Genomic DNA, 17,573 nt, shown 5'->3' with positions numbered 1-17,573 from the left:
GGCGGGCCATCTCAGGATAGCGCTCGCCGTTCACCGCCCGCGGCATGGAATCGTCAGCGCCTCCTCCGGCACCGTCCCTCCCTCACCCCAACCCTCTCCCATCCGGGAGAGGGAGAAGCGCCTCATTCGGCAACCACTCACCCGATCCGACACCTCACCGCAACCTTGACCGCTCTCCGCCTCACATTATAATGTTCTTGTTTTGTTCTTAGATCGTGAAGCCCGATTGCCATGACGTCTCCCTCCTCCCCTGTCCCGTCCGGCCCGGACCACGCGAGTTCCTCGGGGTTCCGGCAGAAGCTCCCGCCGGAGAGGATCGCCCTGCTGCGCGAATGGGTGGAATGCACCACCCGCCCGCTCAGGAAGATCGGCCAGGAACTCGGCGTCTCGCCCGCGACCATCTCGCGCTATGCCAAGGAAGGCGGCTGGAAGCGTCCGGCCGCGGCGCCCCCGCCGCCCGCCATCGCCCGGCGCAACCCGCAGGCCGCGCCCCGGCGCACCGACGTCCCGCCCTCCTCACCGGACCCGAGGCGCCGGTCCGCCCCATCGGCCCATCCGCGCGATCACATCGTCGAGCGGCTCTGGAGCCTCGCGGAGCGCCATGCCGAGATCCTGGAGACCCAGCCCATCGAGCGCGCCGAACGCTCCCTCCAAACGCTTGCCCGCCTCACCCGCACCCTCGGCGAGATCGACAAGCACGCCCGCGCACCCCTGCCCGCGCACGAGGTCGACACCGGCTACGAGATCGACGCCCCCAAACCCCGCCGCACCCTCCACGAACTGCGCGACGAACTCGCCGCCCATCTGGAGCGCATCAACCGCGAGGAAGGCGACGGCTGGGAGATACGGGAATGGTGGTTCATGGGTGGCGAGGGGATCTAGAGGAACGGCCTCAGTGTCCAGGAAGAGATCGTCAGCCGACATCGAAGACGCCGCAATTGGCTTGCGCTTCTGACCCTACCCGTAACTTCCCGCGGCCATCCTGCCGATCAATGCGGGGCTGCCGTCGCATGGCTGTGATGACGGGTGCGCATCTCCGTCGGGGTAACCCCGGTCCACCGCCTGAAGGAGTTCGTGAAGGCACTTGCTTCCTGATAACCAAGCAGCCAGGCAATGCGCGAGATCGGCAGGTTGGGATCCTTGAGATAATGCTGCGCCATGTCTCGACGGACGCTCTCCAGGATGTCGGTAAAGGTCAGGCCCTCTTCCGCCAGATGCCTCGCGAGCGTCCGCCGGCTCATCCCGAGGCTGTTTGCAACCTCGCCCACCCGAGCCCGGCCGTGCGGCAGCAACGGGGCAATCGCGTTCTCAACGCGAGCCTGGAATGGTCCTGTCGGCCTCACGCGTCGGGCCAGACTGTCCTCGCATTGGCGGACCAGCACCCTGTTCAGATAGGGATCCGCATTCTCCAGCCGAAGCAGGGGCGCGCCGCGCGCGAACCCGATCTCATCCGATCCGGCTCCGAACACAATCGGGCACTGGAGATAGTCTGTGAGGGCCATCGAGGCGGCGCAGCGGGGATGGATCATGGAGATCCGGACAGGTCTGAGATCCGTGTCGGTCAGATGCCGACAGACCCGCACGAGCGCCGTAATCCAGAACTCCATCTGATGCCGGTCCGCGTGCCGCGGAATGCCGACATAGCTGAAGCGGATGCCCATCTCGCTGCCCGGCATGCGGCTGAGCGCAATGCTTTCATTGGCGATGATGCTGTAGCGCTCGGCCCGGGCCAGGGCGTCGCCGAGTGTATCGGATGAGGCGAGCACGTAGTAGAGCAACCCGACCTGCCGGAGGTCGAACTCTCGGGCGAGGTGAAACCCGAGTAGGTCATCCCGGAGCGCGTCCGCGGCCAAATTGAGAAGCGTGACTTGCGCGTCGGCTGCCACTTCGGCCTCGGTATCGTCAACCTGCGCGGGGGTGATCCCCGCCTGCCGAAGGAGGGGGATGGGATCGACGCTAGCTCCGGCGAGGCGGGCCACTGCAAGCCGGGCCATGACCCCGCCCGCGCTGGGCGGCAACCCATCATGGGTTCTCCTGGATCGAAGCATGTTCCTCCGGCGGGCTTCCATACCGCCGATCGTACACTGGCGGCCCAATCCGACAAGCGTTTGTCCCATAATGGCAATCCATTCGGGCTCCGTCTCGGCTATGAATCCGGCCATCGACATCCCTGGGTGGGAGGGGTTGCTGGAGCACGCCGCCCATTGCGGTTGCCCGTTGAGGCCGCCGGATGTCATGACTCTGATGGAGAGTGTGATGCCTCATTCGCGTGCAATGCCCGCGGACCATGCAGCGTATCCCGAGTTGTGTTCCGACTGGATCGAGCAGAAGATCATCCGTGCCTACGTTCAACTTGCCGTCGGGCCGGGCCATGGGGAGACATCCCGGACCGTAACGCTTGGCCGTTTCGGCACCATCGAGATCAGCCTGACCGAAGAATACGGAGCCGAGATGAGTGGCCTGCCGCCTTTTTGGCTGGAGGTTCGCGCACAGGAGAGCGGCGGGACCATCGACCGCATCGGCTGCCATGAATTCGACGAGGATGAAATGGCCGCCGCTGTCGCGTTCGTGCAGGAAGCCGACCGAAGGCTGCGTGTCCTGCACTGAAGGCTGGCACGATCTACTATGTCAATGGCCCAACACAGCAAGACCGCTGGATCTGTTCCCATTAATAACCTGCCTGTCGGTTCGTAGGGGTTGCTGTGTACCGATGCCGACCCGCCCGCCTGCCAAGCGGCTCCCCCTGAGAAGAGCGCTGACGGGCGGGCGGATTGTCTCTCCCATTGAAGTTCCCCTCACCAATGCCGCGCTTCTACCTCGATCTGTTCCTCGGATCGCAATCCAACCTCGATGAGGAGGGGCACGAGATCGGCAGCCTTCGGGCTGCAGAGATCGAGGCCCTGCGTACGGCGGGGGAACTCGCGAAGGATCGAACATTCATGATGCGCGAGGCAGATGCGGAGGACATCCGGATCGAGGTGAAGGACGAGCATCGACAGCCGGTTCTCACCGTGACGCTCTCGATCCGGGTCGACCGGGCCGGACAGAGGTCGCAATAGTTGAGCAGGCCCTTGCCTCGTTACCCTTACACTACACCGGTTGCTCAGCAGCGGATCCGCGACCGTCAGTCATGATACCCGAGACGCGGCGGGCATTGCCGAGACGGGTGCGACCATTCATGCTGGGGACGGGAGAAAGATTTCTTCCTGATACATAGCTGAAAGTAATCAAACGGCAGCTTCAGAAGAACGGTGTGGAGGATGCGCCGGGCCATTGACCCTGCACCCCTGTTACGTGTTATCTCGTCACCGGAGCCAACTGTCCCTGGCTCTGGGGCGTCAGAACCCCTCACAAGGCGGCCGGTATCGGCCGTCAACGATACCTTCCCAACCTTACGGTCGGGGAGGTGCTGTCGCATGTCCAGGGTGAAAGCCTAAAGGGCAGCGCGGTCGTCCTTGTGCGGCTTCTGAACTCCCCGACCACCAGCGGTGCTGGTGGTCGTCTCGACAATGGGAGTTGCCGCGATGGATCAGCCGTACAGCCTGTGGGCCGATTGGCTCTCGAAATTTCAAAGCTCGTCCGAACCCATCCAGGCCCTGTGGGTCGTCGCCGTGCCGGTGACGGTGCTCGGCCTCGCACGGCTGACGATGCGCGGCCTCGTCCAGCTCGCTCCCCTGCTCTCCCGCCGCCAGTGGCGCGGCCACGGCGAGTGGCGCGGCCACCTGATTTACGGCGTGTACCAGGACGATCAGGGCCGCTGGATGGTCTATTGGCACGGGCGCGAGCCCGAGGCGATTGACTGGGGAAACCCGCCGCCGGAGCTGATCGGACGCGGATCGGGGATCCAGGGCGTGTTCCGCCGACCGGAGGCGTGAAAGGCTCGGCACGTTCAGCGCGCCAGTGCATTCGAAGTCCCGAAAACGGACCTTCGTTCGGATGACGCCGTCCTTCCACTGGACCGCAACGGACCTTTGCAGTGACCGCTTCGCGGATCCTGTTCCTGTTGAAGGCGGCTCTCCCGTGAAGCGTCGTCACAGGACCGTCTCGGTGGTATCATGAACCGGCACGGTCGCGGTGTCGAGCAACCGGATGGTGCATGTCGCGTCAATCGCCCGGGCTTTATTCGGCGGATCTCCCGAGGGAGAGACAGCCATGGCGACTGCAAGAGCGGAGCGGCGGCTGGCCGCGATCCTGGCCGCTGACGTCGTCGGCTATTCCCGCCTCGTCGAACATGACGAGGCTGGGACCTTGTCGGCCCTGAAGGCTCTCCGCCGCCAGGTGATCGATCCGCTGCTGGCCGAGCACCAGGGCCGTATCGTCAAGCTGATGGGCGACGGTGCGCTCGTGGAGTTCGGCTCTGTCGTCGATGCCGTCGCGTGCGCGGTCGCCATCCAGAAGGGCGTTGCCGAGAACCAGGCCGATATCCCGACGGAGCGACGCATCGTCTTCCGGATCGGCGTCAATCTCGGTGATGTGATCCACGAGGTCGACGGGGACCTCTACGGCGATGGCGTCAACATCGCGGCCCGCCTCCAGACCCTGGCGGATCCAGGCGGCATTTGCATTTCGGGCACGGCGTATGATCACCTCCAGGGCAAGCTCGATTGCGGCTACGAGTATTTGGGCGAACGCGCGCTCAAGAACATGGAGCGGCCGGTGCGACTGTACCGCCCTCTTCCGGAAGGGACGGCCGCACGAACGGCAGCGCCCAGGCCCGCACTTCCGGACCGACCATCCATTGCCGTGCTGCCGTTCAACGCCATGAGCGCCGACCCGGAGCAGGACTTCTTCAGCGATGGGCTCACCGACGACATCACCACCGCGCTATCCCGGCTCAAGGGCTTCTTCGTGATCGCCCGCAACACGATGTTCACCTACAAGGGAAAGCCCGTGGATGTGCGCGCCATCGGGCGCGAACTCGGGATCCGCTATGTTCTCGAGGGGAGTGTCCGCAAGTCCGGCAACCGCGTCAGGGTGACCGCGCAGCTCGTCGATGCGGCCTCCGAAGCCCATCTCTGGGCCGAGAGGTATGACGGCGATCTCGGCGACATCTTCGTCATTCAGGACGAAATCACCGCAAGCGTCGTCGGCCGCATCGGTCCGGAACTCATGGCGGCAGAGCATGCCCGCGAAAGCCGCAAGCCGCATCATGGCCTCGATGCCTGGGAATGTGTCGTGCGGGCGGTGTTCCTGTGTTCCCAGTTGTCCGAGGAGAGCAGCCGGAAGATGCTCCCCCTGCTCGACCGGGCCATCGGACTGGCTCCCGACTACGCTCAGGCGCTCGCCATGAAAGGCTGGATTACGATGTGGCGCGCGTTCCAGGGGTGGGAGGATATGGGATACGCCCTGGCGCTTGCCAGGGATGTCGTCCGGCAGGCCATTGCCGCGGACGATAAGGAGCCGTGGGCTTACCTTGCGCAGACGATGACGGCCTATGCGACGCGTGACGATGCTTTGGGGATGGCAGCGATCAGCCAGGCTGTCGCGATCAACCCCAACTCCGCGTTCGCACACGGCCAGTTGGGACTTGTGCATGCCAACGGGGGCCGCGCGGCGGACGCCATTCCTTGCATCGACTACGCCCTCAGACTGAGCCCGCGCGAGGCCTTTCTCGGCGACTTTCAGTTCTATTACGCCATGGCTTACTTCCAGGGCGCGAATTACGAGCTTGGATTGAGTTATGCGCTGGAGGCGCATCGCCTGCGGTCCGGCCACGCATATCCGCTGGTCATCGGCACGGCCTGTGCCGGACTTCTGGGCAACCAGGAGGCTGCCACGGACTTGCTCGGGCGGCTCAAGTCGCTGGTCCCTGACATCTCACGGGACTGGGTCGGGGCAACATCTTGTTTCGTCCGCGCCGAGGATCGGGCGCGCCTGATCGAGGGACTTGCCCGCGCCGGCCTGAATTGACCTCGAGAACCGACTGCCCGTCGGTGGAGGCGTTCCCGGCAGCATGTCTCGACGACTTTCGGAATTGTGCTGCGTGGAAGCCCATCTCGCGGCCGCCGCAACAAAGCTGCCAACACGAAGGTCGCTTCAGCTGGCGCTGAAACGCTCCCCGTGATCGGCTCATCGCGAGTAACGCCAACCGGACGCTGAAGGCGTGACTCAAGTCGGGTGGCGTTTGCGACCGACTGCCGGACCGATGAGCGGCGATCCAGGAAAGAGCGCTTGAGTCCAAGAGGAGAGGTATCGGTCTTATTCGTGGAACTCTCATTGCTAAGGGTACTTGGCTCTCACGGGGTGTCCATGCAGAGTGAAGCGATGCCAAAGTACTTCTTCAATATCCATATCGGCGGTGACGTGCTTAGCGATCCCGAGGGGCAGTCCCTGCGCGATCCCGACCAGGCGTGGGAAGTCGCGAGCGCCATGGCTCGGAATTTGATGGACACCCAGTTCGACAAGCCGATCGATTGGGCTTCATCGCACATCGAAGTGAAGGATGACCTGGATGAGATCGTCCTGGAATTTCCGTTCCTGGAAGCCCTTCAGTTCACGCCGAAGTCCCATTGACGCGCTCAGCCGGGCAAGCGTCGGATCGACAGACAGCAGATCCCGGTTCAATCCTTATCCACGCTCTCCACAGGCTCCTCTTCAGCCTATCGACGAATCCGGACGGCTCATGAGACGTTCCCTATATGTTCTTAGGGAGATTCGTCGTGCCAACCCGAAACCGAAAGCTGACCACTGAGCAGGTTCTTGAGGCTCGTCTGAGGTTTGCGTCTGGGGAGCGGGAGTGGAGTAAACTCTCAAGGGACTATGGCGTGAGCCGGGAGACGATCAAATGCGCCGTTGTGGGTGAGACCTTCAAGGAACTCCCGATGCCGCCCAAGAATGCTTTGGGCCATCGACCATTTCCCTATGGCTAGACCATTTCGCCAATCCATCCTCCCACGTCATCACCGACCTTGATCGGGCCATGACGTCGGAGGGTGCCATTCCGGGATAACCCCTCTCCCGCGCGTGAGAGGGGCAGGGGTGAGGGTGTGGCGTCGCAGAACCGGGCTCCGGCGGCAGGCCTCCGACATACGTCTCTCAGCACCTTGTCCGGCTCCGACCAAACAGGGCAGGATTGGGATACTGCTCTCATGTGCTCCGACGACAACACCGGCGTACTTTCGACGCTCGGGTGACGGCGTCGTCTTGTGCAGGATGACGGGCTCTGGTTGACTTGCCGAGCGTGGGCTGGGGCAGGTCGGGGGACGATCTCATGAAGCACAGACACACGCGTTACAGGCACTCTGGAGCCCACCTCGCCCTGGCCATCTTGCTTTCGTTGGGAGGTTCAGGTGCCTTTGCCCAGGAGCAGCACGAGGCAAGCGCGGGCGATCTCGCCAAGGCGGCGCAGAACCCGATCGCCGACATGATCAGCCTGCCGTTCCAGAACAACTTCAACTTCAATGTCGGTCCGCACGAGCAGCTCCAGAACATCCTCAACATCCAGCCCGTCATTCCGATTCATCTCGACCAGGATTGGAACCTGATCACCCGCTGGATCACGCCGGTGATCTCGCAACCGCCCTTGACGATCCCCGGTGACCGCGAGTTCGGCCTCGGCGACATCAATCCGAGCTTTTTCTTCTCGCCGAAGCAGCCGACGCACGGCCTCACCTGGGGCATCGGCCCGACCTTCGTGTTTCCGTCGGGTACCGACAGGACGCTCACGCAGGGCAAGTATTCGATCGGCCCGACCTTCGTCGCGGTCGTGGACAAGGGGCCGTGGCTGTTCGGCGTTCTCATCAACAACGTCTGGTCCTTCGCCGGCAGGAGCAACCGCCCCGACGTCAACCAGATGCTGGTGCAGCCGTTCGTGAACTACAACTTTCCGGGCGGCTGGTACCTGACGTCGGCCCCGGTCATCACGGCGAATTGGGAGGCGGACCGCGGCGAGCGCTGGACCGTGCCGGTCGGCGGCGGCTTCGGGCGCGTGTTCAAGATCGACAAGCAGCCGGTCAACGCCCAGCTCTCCGCATATTACAACGTCGCGTCTCCGACCGCCGGCGCGGATTGGCAGCTTCGGGCGGAGCTGACGTTCCTGTTCCCGGAACAAGCCAAGCCCGCCTTGTCACATCAGCGCTGAAATGGACGCGGCAACTCTCCCTTGGTCGTCTCGACAAAGGGAGAGTTGCCGCGATGGACCAGCCGCACAGCCTGTGGGTCGATTGGCTCTCGAAGCTCCAAAACTCGCCGGACCCCATATCCAGGCTCTGTGGCTCGTCGCCATGCCGGCGACCATGCTCGGCCTCGCATGGCTCACGCTGCGCGGCCTGTCCGGAGCGCATCGACCGCGAGGGACCACGGCCCATCGGTTCATTCGGATAGTCCAGCCTGACGGAGCCCTTCGCATAAGCGGCCGATGACCTCCTGGTTGAACGGAGGGGCGGCTCTCACGGCTGCCACCGTGAGGCCAGGGTAGACTGTGAGAAGCCGTTGAATGCAGGCCTCCGCCTCCTGCTGCCTGCCGATCAGGGCATAGGATGCCGCCAGGAACCGGTTGATCCAGGCCGCTCTCGGATGAGCAAGACGGGCCTTCTCGAGCCATGTGACGGCCTCCGGATAGCGGCCCGCCGCGAAGTGAGCATCCCCGATGCCGGCATAGGTGTTGAAAACCATGGGATCGAATGGACTCAGACGGATTGCCCTCTCGAAGTGATCGATCCCGGTTTGCGGATCATCCAGAAACGTGTGAAGCCACCCGCTGCGGTTCCATGCCCAGGCCGAGTTCGGATCGAGCATCAGCGCCTTATCCAGCAAATACCGCGCGGTCGGGAACTCGCGGGTGATCGTGTGGGCGGCCCCAAGGACGGTCAGAACGAACGGGTCGTCGGATGCCAGACCTGCGGCCAGCTGCGCTTTCTCCAAGGCATCGCGTCTGTCGCCCTCAGGATTCGTCGACCAGTTGTAGATGACCCGTTGCCCGCTGCACCAGGACGCAAGGGACAGGGCCAGAGGATAGACAGGGTCGAGCTTCAGCGCCTGATCGAGAAGACGGGTTGCAGACTGATTGGACGCTTCGTCCAAGGACCAGACATGGGGCAGTGCCTGCATGACCAGATCGTATGCATTCAGGCTGTCCGGCCGCTTACGGCGGGCTCGCTCGATCTCGGCCGCCCGAATCGAGGGTTGGATCGCGCCCACGACGCTGGCCGTGATGCGGTCCTGTAGGTCGAAGATGTCGTCGACCGTGCCGTCATAGCGGTCCCCCCAGAGATGCGCTCCGGTTGTCGCGTCGATCAGCTGCGCCGTGATGCGCACCTTGTCACGACTGCGGCGGACACTGCCCTCAAGCACATAGCGGACGCCGAGGTCCCGACTCACCTGCTGCACGTTTACAGGCTGCCCCTTGTACATGAAGGTCGAGTTCCGAGCGATCACGAAGAAGGAACGGATCCGCGACAGGGCTGCAATGATGTCCTCCGAGAGGCCGTCGGCCAGAAACTCGCCGTCCCGGCTCTCACTCATGTAGTCGAACGGCAGAACCGCGATCGAGGGCCGCTCCGGAATGGGCGGGCTTGATTGTGGCGCTGCCTCGTTGCCGTCGAAGAGGCTGTAGACCCGAACGGGCTTGGCAATATTCTTGACCAGCTGTTCGCCCTGATCCTGGAAGCTGTAAGGCAGCTTGTCCCGCACCTCCTCATAAACCTTGGCTGAAATGCAGATGGCTCCCGGTTGGGCCAGCTGCTCCAGGCGGGCCGCGATATTCACCCCGTCGCCATAGAGATCGCCGTCCAGTTCGCGAATGATGTCCCCGAGATTGATCCCGATCCGAAGCTGGAGGGGACGGGTGCCTCTGCCCGTCGCGCCCGAGGCGAGAACGTCCCGTATCTCCACGGCAAACAGGACGGCCTCGAGGGGACTGCCGAATTCCACCAGGAACCCATCGCCCGTTGTCTTCACCACCCGACCCCGATGCTCGGCAGCCCTGGGTTCGATAAGGTCCTGGCGGAGGCTCCTGATCTGCGCGAGGGTTCCTTCCTCATCCTCACCCATGAGCGTGGAGAAGCCGACCACGTCAGCCGCAAGGATCGCCGCGAGGTGTCGGTGGACTTTTGCGCTGCCGGAGCCGCTCATGGCCGTCCTCTCCGATAGGAAGCCCGATGGTGCGTCTTTGCGGATGCTTCGTCTAGAGCGGGGGATTCACCAAGCTGAGCTCAATGGGTCGTTCCTCCGGCAGGAGGGGTGAGAGACCGTTCAGCCTTCTCCGCCTTGGCCGCGCCGGGTCCTGTAGCACTGGCCCAGCAACAAGAGCCCAACGTCGTCTTCATCCCCGCCAACGACATTGGCGGCGACGCGTTGCGCGGAGCACCGATGCCGCCTCTCGACCAGATGGACCGCGAGGGCTATTGCAGCGGCGATGAAAGAAGGGCAGAGATCCTTAGATAGATCGCCTGAACTGCACAGCTTGCGCCGATCCCCGGAGCAAGCGACCCTTGCCATCAGCCCTCGGATTGTATGGAGCGTCCATGTCTGCCGTTCTCCAGCGCAACAATGTTAAGATCATCGGCAAAGGTCAGCAGCCCATGCTGTTTGCCCATGGCTATGGCTGCGATCAGAACATGTGGCGCTTCATCACGCCCGCCTTCGAAGACCGTTACAAGATCATTCTCTTCGATCATGTCGGGCACGGGCAATCGGACGCGACAGCCTTCGATCCGGCGAGGCACGGCTCGCTTGGCGGCTATGCCGACGACGTGCTGGCGATCTGCCGGGAGCTGGACCTGAAGGACGTGATCTTCGTCGGCCACTCGGTCAGCGCCATGATCGGCGTTCTCGCCGCCATCCAGGAGCCGGAGCGGTTCGAGCGACTGGTTCTGATCGGCCCGTCGCCCCGCTACATCAACGACGGCGACTATGTCGGCGGGTTCAGGCAGGAGGATATCGAGGGCCTGCTCGACTTCCTCGACAGCAACCATCTCGGCTGGTCGAGCACCATGGCCCCGACGATCATGGGCAACCCGGACCGGCCGGAACTCGGCGAGGAGCTGACCAACAGCTTCTGCCGCACCAATCCGGACATCGCCAAGCACTTCGCTCGCGTGACGTTTCTCTCGGACAACCGTGCGGATCTGCCGGAGGTGAAGACGAAGGCGCTCATCCTCCAATGCTCGCAGGACGTGATTGCCCCCGAAGGTGTCGGGCGCTACTTGCATCAGAACCTGCCGGACAGCGAACTCGTCCTGATGCAGGCGACTGGGCATTGCCCAAACCTGAGTGCCCCCGAGGAGACCATCTTAGCCATGAAAGCCTTTCTTGGAGAGCCGGCCCCCGTGAAGGCGGCAGCCGAGTGACCATCGATCCGGGAGCGCTGCTCGAGACGGCTGAGGAACTCTACGAAAGCGCCCCCTGCGGCTATCTATCGACCCTGCCGGACGGCACCATCGTCAAGGCCAATCAGACGTTCCTGACCTGGATCGGCATGGAGCGGCAGGAGCTGATCGGCCACAGGTGCTTCCAGGATCTTCTGAGCATCGGCGGCAGGATTTTCTACGACACGCACTTCGCGCCGCTGTTGCGGATGCAGGGCTTCGTCAACGAGATCGCGTTTGATCTGACCTGTGCCGATGGCCGGCAACTGCCGGTCCTGGCCAACTCTGTTCAGAAGCTGGATGCGGCTGCGCGCCCGATGGTTCATCGCATCACGCTCTTCAATGCGGCCGACCGGCGCAAATACGAGCGCGAGCTCCTGCTGGCCCGCCAGAAGGCGGAGCAGGCCACGGAGGACCTCAAGCGCCTGAACGAGACGCTGGAGGAGCGGGTCGCACAGGAGGTCGCCGAGCGGATGAAGGCCGAGGAGGCGCTGCGCCAAGCCCAGAAGATGGAAGCGGTAGGCCAGCTCACGGGCGGCATCGCGCACGACTTCAACAACCTGCTCACCATCATCGTCGGCAACATCGAGCTTCTGCAGCGCCGTCTGCCGGAGGGCAACGAGCGGCTCGAGCGAGCGGCCAACCACGCCATGGAGGCCACACGGCGGGCCGCCACCCTGACGCAGCGGCTTTTGGCCTTCTCCCGCCGGCAGCCCCTCGAACCCAAGCCCATCGACGCCAACAAGCTGGTGGCGGGCATGTCCGAGCTGCTGCGTCGGACGCTGGGCGAAATGATCGTATTGGAGACAGTTCTCGCCGGCGGCCTCTGGCGGACGCAGGCCGACCCGAACCAGCTGGAGAACGCCATCGTCAACCTGGCGGTGAATGCCCGGGACGCTATGCCGGGTGGTGGCAAGCTCACCATCGAGACGGCGAACACCCGCCTGGATGAGGCCTATGTGGAAGCCTTGGCCGAAACGGTGCCGCCCGGACAGTATGTGCAGGTATCGGTGTCCGACACGGGAACGGGCATGGACAAGGCCACGATGGAGAAGGTGTTCGAGCCGTTCTTCACCACCAAGGCGGCCGGCAAGGGAACCGGTCTGGGCTTGAGCCAGGTCTATGGCTTCGTGCGCCAGTCGAACGGTCACGTCAGGATCTACAGCGAGCTCGGCGAGGGAACGACGATCAAGATCTACCTGCCTCGCCTGATCGGCTCCGTCGAGGAGCCGGACGAGGCCCCCGCGCAGCGCCCTGCGATGGTGAAGGGCTCCGGCGAAACCATTCTGGTCGTTGAGGATGAGCCCGCTCTGCGGGCCTATGCGATCGAGGCTCTGCGCGACCTCGGGTATCGTGCGCTCGAGGCGGCCAATGGGCGAGAGGCTCTCTCACTCGTGGAGCAGCACCCCGAGATTGCATTGCTGTTTACCGATGTGGTGCTGACCGGCGGCATGAACGGACGCGTGCTCGCGGACGAGGTTACACGCCATAAGCCTGATCTCCCTGTTCTCTACACCACGGGTTATACGGCCAATGCCATTGTCCATCATGGCCGCCTTGACTCGGGAACGCACCTGATCGGCAAACCCTTCACCTATGCTGAACTCGCTACCAAGGTGCGCCGGATGCTTGATGGAGCGTGAGCTGACGAGGGGCCGCTCCTGAGAGAAGCCGGCACCTGCAACAGATGACGTTGCAGAGAGGAGCGTTACGTTGCTCGCTCTTCCCTGTGGCATCGGCGGCTACAGGTTCCGGGTTCGCCTGCGGCGCTCCGGAACGACAAGGAGTGTCATCCCCTCCCCGCCCTTGATCCGGGGGGCGAAATGCGGTTCGCTGCCGCTGAGAATAAGCATCGGGAAATGGGAAGGAACACACGCATGGCGAAGAACACGATCTGCCTCTGGTACGACAAGGATGCGGAGGCGGCCGCCCGCTTCTATGCCGAGGTCTTTCCCGACAGCGCGGTCCATGCCGTGCACCGCGCGCCCGGCGATTACCCCTCGGGCCGGGAGGGCGACGTGCTGACGGTCGAGTTCACCGTGGCGGGCGTGGCCTGTCTCGGCCTCAACGGAGGGCCCGCGTTCAAGCACAGCGAAGCCTTCTCGTTCCAGATCGCCACGGACGACCAGGAGGAGACCGACCGCTACTGGAACGCCATCGTGGGCAATGGCGGCCAAGCGAGCGAGTGCGGCTGGTGCAAGGACCGGTGGGGCATATCCTGGCAGATCACGCCGCGCGTCCTGATGCAGGCGCTGGCGGCCGGCGGCGGTGAAGCCAAGCGCGCCTTCGCAGCGATGATGACCATGCAGAAGATCAACGTCGCGGCCATCGAGGCGGCGCGGCGCGGCTGAGGGCTTCGGGGAATTCGCCCACGACCTTCTGGTTGGGAATTTCGGGGACGGGAGGATTAATGCCTACGATCCTCACGACTTCCATTTCCTCGGCACGGTGGACGATCCCAGCGGCAATCAGGTCGTGATCGGCGATCTCTGGGCCCTCGTGCCCGGCAACCGCGGCCCGCACAGCGATCCGCACAGCATCTATTTCACCGCGGGCGTGCAGGACGAAGCGCATGGCCTGTTCGGAAAACTCACGGCCGCCCCGGCGCATCACAATAGCGGAGCAACGGATTTGCTCATCTGATCCGGCAGAGCGCATCGTGCGTGATCCGGCAGAGCGCATCGTGCGGCCCTCCGGGTCCGCACGATGCGCCCACGGCAAATGTCACACGAGCGCGCGGACCGTTCGACGCACGACCAGGGACACGGTGGTGGTCGACATCAGGAAGCCGCGTTCGTCCCGCACCTCGACCACGACTTCGTGAGCGTCGCCCTTCTGCAGCTTCTCCCGCGCGATGTCCGCCGCGCCTTTGGCGGCCTCATGCTCGGCGGCGTCCAGATCCGCGCATTCGACCCCGAGTTGGTCCGTTGAGACCGTCCCGTCTTCCCGCACGTCGAAATAGAACCGAGGCAATACGTTCTCCTGACCGGAACTTGTCAACGACGCAGGAGGCCCCTTGTTCGACGCGCCTGACAGGAAGCTTCGAGAAACATGCCGTCTCGCTTGAACGAAACTGGACCTGATAGGTTATTCCTTATCACCAGCCGATCAAAACCCGTAGATCCTGGTGGCTGAGAGACGTGCGCCCCCGCCTGCACAAGACGAGGAGCACCGCGATGGTCGACACATCCCGGATATCGATGCCGCCTGTAACGGGCGGGTTCTTCGGCTCTCGCAGCTGATCCTGAAACGGTCACGCGATCTCCTCGACGAAACCTCTCTTTTGGTGAAAGCGATCGAGGCGGCTCCATCATCGGGATGCCTACGCCCAATGCAGGTGAACGCGAAACCCCGGACACGCCGGAGCAAAGCGCGGACCGCCTTGGAGGACGACCTCCGGGTCGGGCCGATCGCCCGACGATGGCGGCCGCGACTTGGCGCAGCCCCCTCGCCATCCAGGGCGCCATTCCAGGTCAAATACTCGCCGCCATCGGGTTGTTGAACAGGACAACGGCCCTACAACACTTGGCTAAGTTTAACCTGAATTGCGACAACAAGGCCTCAGATCGAGTAGCCCGAAGCGCAGGCCGACATGGGACTGAACCGGACTGACCGACTGAGCTGAACTATTCTCGCTGGAGGCGTTCGCCCGGATGACGATGGATCAGGTTCAAGGATCGCAGCCTTCCTCCACGGCTCTGGAGCGCGACGCGCGCCTCGTGTCCACGGACCACAGGGTCGCGCCGAGCGAGATCGCCATCGGGGTCGTGATCGGCCGGGCGGCGGAATATTTCGACTTCTTCGTCTTCGCCATCGCGTCCGTGGTGGTGTTCCCCAAGGTGTTCTTTCCGTTCGCGGAACCCGTGACGGCGACGCTCTATTCCTTCGCCCTGTTCTCGCTGGCCTTCATCGCCCGGCCGATCGGCACGGTCATCTTCATGGCCATCGACAGCCGGCACGGGCGCGGCGTCAAGCTCACCATCGCGCTCTTCCTGCTCGGCTTCTCCACCATGGCGGTGTCCTTCCTGCCCCGCTACGAGCAGATCGGCGCCTGGTCGATTTATCTCCTGGCCATCCTGCGCATCGGGCAGGGCCTCGCCCAGGGCGGCGCCTGGGACGGGCTTGCGTCACTTCTCGCGCTCAACGCGCCCGCAGAGCGGCGGGGCTTCTACACCGCCGTCGCGCAACTCGGCGCTCCGATCGGCTTCATGGTCGCCAGCGTCCTGTTCGCGTTCTTCATGCTCAACCTGTCCGACGCCGATTTCCTGGATTGGGGCTGGCGCTATCCGTTCTTCTGCGCGTTCACGATCAACGTCGTGGCCGTGTTCGCGCGGCTGCGGCTCGTGGCGACGGAAGAGTTTTCGCGGCTTCTCGAACAGCGGCGGCTCGAACCCTCACCGGTCATCCCGCTGATCCGCACCCAGGGGCGCGTTCTCATCGTCGGCGCGCTGATCCCGCTGGCCAGCTTCGCCCTCTTCCATCTCGTCACCGTGTTTCCCATCAGCTGGATCACCCTGTTCACCCAGCGCTCCGCAGGCGAGTTCCTGATGATCCAATGCTCAGGCGCGTTCATCTGCGCCGGAGCCGTCGTGGCCTCTGGCCTCATCGCCGACCAGATCGGCCGCCGCAGGCTGCTCATCTTCTCGGCCGGCCTCATCGCGATCTTCGCCGTCTGCAGCATCATCGCCCCCCTGATCGTCGAGGAAAACGCCATCGGCCAGACGATCTACGTCAATGCGGGTTTCGCGCTGCTCGGCCTGTCCTACGGCCAATCGTCCGGCGCGATCACGTCGCAGCTCGAACGACGCTACCGCTATACGGGCGCGGCCCTCACAACCGACCTCGCCTGGCTGCTCGGCGCCGGCTTCGCGCCGCTGATCGTCCTGTTCCTGTCGGCCCGCTACGGGCTCGCCTGCGTCGGCCTGTACCTGCTGTCGGGGGCGGTCACGACCCTCCTGGCGCTCATCCTGTCCCGCTCCGAAATCCGGCAGGTTTGAACCATGCGGAAGCCGATCCGACCGACCCGTCAGAACGCATCTCGCCCGAGCGGATCCTTGAAGCGCAAGTCCCTCCATGGTCTGACGCTGCTCGCCACCGCGGGCCTGCTCGCCGGATGCAACATGACCGTCATGTTTCCATCGGGTGACGTGGCGGTCCAGCAGCGCAACCTCGTCGTCGCGTCCGTCGCCTTGATGCTGCTCGTGGTCCTGCCCGTGATCGCGCTCACCTTCATCTTCGCGTGGCGCTACCGCGCATCGAACACGGACGCGCCCTACGACCCCGAATTTCACCATTCGACGCAGCTCGAAGTCGTCATCTGGACCGTGCCCCTGCTCATTATCATCGCGCTGGGCGCGATGACTTGGATCAGCACGCACACGCTCGATCCCTACCGTCCGCTCGCGCGGATCGGACCGGGCAAGCCCGTGCCCCCCGACGTGAAGCCCCTGACCGTCGAGGTCGTCGCGCTCGACTGGAAATGGCTGTTCATCTACCCCGATTACGGCGTCGCGAGCGTGAACGAGATGGCCGCACCGGTGGACGTGCCGATCTCCTTCAAGATCACGTCGTCCTCCGTTTTCAACACGTTGTCCGTGCCCGCCCTCGCGGGCATGATCTATGCCATGCCGGGCATGCAAACGAACCTTCAGGCTGTCATAAACCATGAGGGGGAGTTCACCGGGCTATCGGGGCACTACAGCGGGTCGGGCTTCTCCCGCATGAACTTCGGCTTCCAAAGCCTCAGCCGGCAAGGCTTCGACGAGTGGATCGCGAAGGTCAAGTCAGCAGGGACGCCCCTCGACCGGGAGGCTTATCTCGAACTCGAAAAGCCGAGCGAAGCAGAGCCGGTCCGCCATTTCGCGTCGGTCGAGGGCGGTCTCTTCGACGCCATTCTCGGCCTGTGCGTCAGACCGGGTCAGATGTGCATCAGCGAAATGCGCCATATCGATAGGACGGGTGGCACGGCCGAGAGCAGCGAGGAAAACCGCAGGCGCCTGGACTACGACAACCGCCGGCTGGAAAGCGGCGACGAGCCGGCCGGGGCGACCTTCCCGGCTTCCGGCCGACCGCCTCAGGGCTCCGTCCAGCCTCAGGGCATGATGCCGCGGGACCAGGACCTGACCCGCGGCGGCGTCAACGCTCCCCAGACGCAACCCGACCAGGGACAGGGCAACGCCGTCCCGGGCGCCGACAGGGGACCTGCGCCGGCCCAATTGAACAATCAACCTGCCGACGGTCACCAGCACTGATTGGAACGAGCATCCT

16 protein-coding genes are annotated in these 17,573 nt (G+C 63.9%); 13 read left to right on the top strand and 3 right to left on the bottom strand.

All coding sequences use genetic code 11. The annotated features are described in order from the left end of the window. Positions 1-231: 231 nt before the first annotated feature. Positions 232-882: a hypothetical protein gene (locus AB4097_RS02205; protein ID WP_442036820.1), complete on the top strand. Its 651-nt coding sequence runs from the start codon at positions 232-234 to the stop codon at positions 880-882. A 107-nt stretch (positions 883-989) separates the two neighbouring features. Here the strand turns inward: AB4097_RS02205 and AB4097_RS02200 are convergent, their stop codons facing one another. Then, a complete protein-coding gene (locus AB4097_RS02200) occupies positions 990-1,994 on the bottom strand; it encodes an AraC family transcriptional regulator (RefSeq protein ID WP_442036818.1) in 1,005 nt (334 codons plus the stop codon). Between the two features lie 241 nt (positions 1,995-2,235). On the opposite strand from AB4097_RS02200, the gene AB4097_RS02195 reads away from it, so the two are divergent. The 6 genes from AB4097_RS02195 to AB4097_RS02170 all read left to right on the top strand — a co-directional run bounded on the left by AB4097_RS02195 (position 2,236) and on the right by AB4097_RS02170 (position 8,080). Further along, positions 2,236-2,607: a hypothetical protein gene (locus AB4097_RS02195; RefSeq protein ID WP_442036816.1), complete on the top strand. Its 372-nt coding sequence runs from the start codon at positions 2,236-2,238 to the stop codon at positions 2,605-2,607. A gap of 194 nt (positions 2,608-2,801) precedes the next feature. Then, positions 2,802-3,059, top strand: a complete 258-nt coding sequence (locus tag AB4097_RS02190; protein ID WP_442036814.1) for a DUF6894 family protein — start codon at positions 2,802-2,804, stop codon at positions 3,057-3,059. A gap of 465 nt (positions 3,060-3,524) precedes the next feature. Continuing rightward, positions 3,525-3,875, top strand: coding sequence for a hypothetical protein (locus tag AB4097_RS02185; protein ID WP_442036812.1), 351 nt, complete (start codon positions 3,525-3,527; stop codon positions 3,873-3,875). A 277-nt stretch (positions 3,876-4,152) separates the two neighbouring features. Beyond that, positions 4,153-5,910 (top strand): adenylate/guanylate cyclase domain-containing protein, encoded by a 1,758-nt coding sequence (locus AB4097_RS02180; protein ID WP_442036810.1) that lies wholly within the window; start codon positions 4,153-4,155, stop codon positions 5,908-5,910. 339 nt (positions 5,911-6,249) lie between these two features. Beyond that, the gene (locus tag AB4097_RS02175) at positions 6,250-6,513 is read left to right on the top strand and encodes a DUF6894 family protein (RefSeq protein WP_442036808.1); all 264 of its coding nucleotides are present in this window, start codon (positions 6,250-6,252) and stop codon (positions 6,511-6,513) included. Between the two features lie 697 nt (positions 6,514-7,210). After that, a complete protein-coding gene (locus AB4097_RS02170) occupies positions 7,211-8,080 on the top strand; it encodes a hypothetical protein (protein WP_442036806.1) in 870 nt (289 codons plus the stop codon). Between the two features lie 230 nt (positions 8,081-8,310). Here the strand turns inward: AB4097_RS02170 and AB4097_RS02165 are convergent, their stop codons facing one another. Continuing rightward, a complete protein-coding gene (locus AB4097_RS02165; protein WP_442036804.1) occupies positions 8,311-10,071 on the bottom strand; it encodes an adenylate/guanylate cyclase domain-containing protein in 1,761 nt (586 codons plus the stop codon). Positions 10,072-10,463: 392 nt separating this feature from the next. On the opposite strand from AB4097_RS02165, the gene AB4097_RS02160 reads away from it, so the two are divergent. The 4 genes from AB4097_RS02160 to AB4097_RS02145 all read left to right on the top strand — a co-directional run bounded on the left by AB4097_RS02160 (position 10,464) and on the right by AB4097_RS02145 (position 13,949). Next, on the top strand, positions 10,464-11,288 hold the full coding sequence (locus AB4097_RS02160) for an alpha/beta fold hydrolase (RefSeq protein ID WP_442036802.1): 825 nt from the start codon (positions 10,464-10,466) through the stop codon (positions 11,286-11,288). Then, a complete protein-coding gene (locus tag AB4097_RS02155) occupies positions 11,285-12,949 on the top strand; it encodes an ATP-binding protein (RefSeq protein ID WP_442036800.1) in 1,665 nt (554 codons plus the stop codon). The genes AB4097_RS02160 and AB4097_RS02155 overlap by 4 nt, the downstream gene beginning before the upstream one ends. 234 nt (positions 12,950-13,183) lie before the next feature. Then, the gene (locus AB4097_RS02150; protein WP_442036798.1) at positions 13,184-13,657 is read left to right on the top strand and encodes a VOC family protein; all 474 of its coding nucleotides are present in this window, start codon (positions 13,184-13,186) and stop codon (positions 13,655-13,657) included. Positions 13,658-13,685: 28 nt separating this feature from the next. Beyond that, positions 13,686-13,949: a hypothetical protein gene (locus AB4097_RS02145; protein WP_442037065.1), complete on the top strand. Its 264-nt coding sequence runs from the start codon at positions 13,686-13,688 to the stop codon at positions 13,947-13,949. Positions 13,950-14,030: 81 nt separating this feature from the next. Here the strand turns inward: AB4097_RS02145 and AB4097_RS02140 are convergent, their stop codons facing one another. Further along, positions 14,031-14,279 carry a DUF6894 family protein gene (locus AB4097_RS02140; RefSeq protein WP_442036796.1) on the bottom strand — a complete coding sequence of 83 codons (249 nt, stop codon included), beginning with the start codon at positions 14,277-14,279 and terminating at the stop codon, positions 14,031-14,033. 680 nt (positions 14,280-14,959) lie between these two features. Between AB4097_RS02140 and AB4097_RS02135 the strand changes: the two genes are divergently transcribed. Both AB4097_RS02135 and cyoA read left to right on the top strand, forming a co-directional pair. Next, positions 14,960-16,303: an MFS transporter gene (locus AB4097_RS02135; RefSeq protein ID WP_442036794.1), complete on the top strand. Its 1,344-nt coding sequence runs from the start codon at positions 14,960-14,962 to the stop codon at positions 16,301-16,303. Between the two features lie 3 nt (positions 16,304-16,306). Next, positions 16,307-17,557, top strand: a complete 1,251-nt coding sequence (gene cyoA, locus AB4097_RS02130) for a ubiquinol oxidase subunit II (protein WP_442036792.1) — start codon at positions 16,307-16,309, stop codon at positions 17,555-17,557. The last annotated feature ends 16 nt before the right edge of the window (positions 17,558-17,573 follow it).

Origin of the sequence: Microvirga sp. 2MCAF35, from assembly GCF_052115545.1 — a bacterium.
In the GTDB taxonomy this organism is placed as follows: domain Bacteria; phylum Pseudomonadota; class Alphaproteobacteria; order Rhizobiales; family Beijerinckiaceae; genus Microvirga.
This window is presented reverse-complemented; position numbering and strand designations above follow the sequence as displayed.